1 protein-coding gene is annotated in these 2,533 nt (G+C 62.8%); it reads right to left on the bottom strand.

The window, feature by feature from the left end:
• Window positions 1-1,306 (bottom strand): HAMP domain-containing protein (locus ACTJK8_RS32230; protein WP_440763200.1); only part of this gene is annotated, 1,306 nt, incomplete at its 3' end.
• Between the last annotated feature and the right edge of the window lie 1,227 nt (window positions 1,307-2,533).

The following is a 2,533-nucleotide window of genomic DNA, read 5'->3' as shown; positions in this document are numbered from 1 at the left end:
GGGCGACGCGCGTCACCTCGGAGGCGAAGGAGTTCAGCTGATCCACCATCGTGTTGATGGTGTTCTTGAGCTCCAGGATCTCGCCGCGCACGTCGACGGTGATCTTCTTGGACAGGTCGCCGTTGGCCACCGCGGTGGTCACGTCGGCGATGTTGCGGACCTGCCCGGTGAGGTTGGCCGCCATCATGTTCACGTTGTCGGTCAGGTCCTTCCACGTCCCGCCGACGCCTTCGACCTGCGCCTGACCGCCGAGCTTGCCCTCGGTGCCGACCTCGCGGGCGACGCGCGTCACCTCGGAGGCGAAGGAGTTCAGCTGGTCCACCATCGTGTTGATGGTCAGCTTCAGAGCCAGGATCTCGCCTTTGACGTCGACGGTGATCTTCTTGGACAGGTCACCCCGCGCCACCGCGGTGGTGACCTCCGCGATGTTGCGGACCTGCCCGGTCAGGTTCTCGGCCATCATGTTGACGTTGTCGGTCAGGTCCTTCCAGACGCCGCCGACGCCCTTGACCTGCGCCTGCCCGCCGAGCTTGCCCTCGGAGCCCACCTCCTTGGCGACGCGGGTCACCTCGGAGGCGAAGGAGTTGAGCTGATCCACCATCGTGTTGATGGTCGATTTCAGATCGAGGATCTCGCCCTTCACGTCGACGGTGATCTTCTTGGACAGATCGCCGTTGGCCACGGCTGTCGTGACCTCGGCGATGTTGCGGACCTGACCGGTGAGGTTGGCCGCCATCAGGTTCACGTTATCCGTGAGATCCTTCCAGGTGCCGCCGACGCCCTTGACCTGGGCCTGGCCGCCGAGCTTGCCTTCCGAGCCGACCTCGCGCGCGACGCGTGTCACTTCGGACGCGAAGGAATTCAGCTGGTCGACCATCGTGTTGACCACTTTGCCGATGCGCAGGAACTCGCCCCTCAGCGGGCGGCCGTCGATCTCGAGCTGCATGGTCTGACCGAGATCACCCTTGGCTACCGCCCCGATGACCCGCGCGACTTCGGTGGTCGGTTGCACGAGATCTCCGATCATCGTGTTGACCGAGTCCACGCAGTCGTTCCAGCCGCCGGTGGCCGCCGGCAGCTTGCCGCGCTCATTGATGCGCCCGTCCTTGCCGACCGCGCGCGCGACCCTGTCGAGTTCCCGCGCGAGTCCTTGGTTCAGCTCGACGATGTCGTTGAACGCTTCCGCGATCTCGCCATCGATGCCCGTCAGATCGAGCGGCAGGCGGGCCGAGAAATCGCCCTTCCGGAACGCGCGGAGGCTCTTCAAGAGGAGCTTCGGCTCCAACTGCGACGTGGTCGGCGTCATTCGGATACACCTTCAGGGTAGATGCACAGGCCCGATGAGGCCGCCGTTCGGATCGCGGGCGCAGCGAAGAAGCACCGACGGCGAAGAACAGCAATAGGGCTCAATGTAGATGGTTGCCCTTTCGTTCGATCCGCGCACCGGGCCAGCACGTTGCAATTCCTGATGGACAGCAATTGGACCGAAAATGGAGCGACGGGTCGCCGAGCGTTGCTGCTTAGCTTGCTCCGCGCGCTCCCGAATTAATGCATGTTAGGAGCGTTCAACTTTGGTTCTGAGCTCCTCCCGCGGCGTGCGGGACTGAGATCGCATCGGCTTGTATTCGCGGCTCTGACGCTACTTCAGCGAGCGCTCACGGAGATCGACGGTGGGCCATATGATGGCGTTGTCGGCCGAGGGGCGCCGCCGCGTGCTGTCGTTCGTCAGTGGAAGGCCGCGTCGCGACGTAGGTATCCGCTGCTGCTCCTGCCTGAGCGTGTCACACCAGGCTGTATGTCCAGCCTGGTCGAAGGCAGCGCGTCTGCCTCTGTTGCGAGCCTGCTCCGAAACGGGGCGGCAGCTTCTAGCCAGCGTCTGCCGGCACGAATCGTTCGCCTGAAGGTCTGAGATGGGTGGATTTCTGCCGGTCTGCTTCCGAGCAGCAGAGGCATTGGAACGGACGTACTCGTCCTGCGCGCGTTCCACCCATCTGCGGCATCAGAGATGGACGCCGTCGAGATCTGCTTGTCTTGGTCGGGCCGACGTTCAAGCCGCACCGAGCCGTGCTGCAGCTCGCAACGCAATCAAGCCGCGCTCCGGAAAACCAGAACCGGTTGAGTTATCAAGACTTGCGGGTGTTCGTCTGTCGATTGGCTGAACTCCTGCCTGATGTTTACCAAGCCGTTCGATGTCCGTGCAGCCTCGGATTTGGGTTGCGTAGATGAGTTGATATGCAACCACAGGATGCATAACATCTGGACATGCGCATTGTATCCGCCGTGGCCTTAGGCTCTGTGATGGCCTCAGCTGGGTCAGCCGTAGCCCTAGCCTCTGTCCTGTTTCCAGTGGAGCCAGCTCCCTTGGCCCCGCCGTGTACCGAACGTGCAGGGACCGTATATTGCGCGAACGGTTATGCGGGCTTTCGTGGCCCCTCAGGGAACCTCTGGATGGGCAGAGGTCGCCGAGGGACCGTGATCGTCAACATGGATGACAATCGGCAGGATCAAGAAGCACCCAGGCGCAAGCAAGATC

Source organism: Methylobacterium sp. 22177 (genome assembly GCF_052045615.1).
GTDB classification, from domain to species: Bacteria; Pseudomonadota; Alphaproteobacteria; order Rhizobiales; family Beijerinckiaceae; genus Methylobacterium; species Methylobacterium radiotolerans.
Note: the sequence above shows the minus strand (reverse complement) of the source record. Positions and strands in the feature narration are given on the sequence as shown.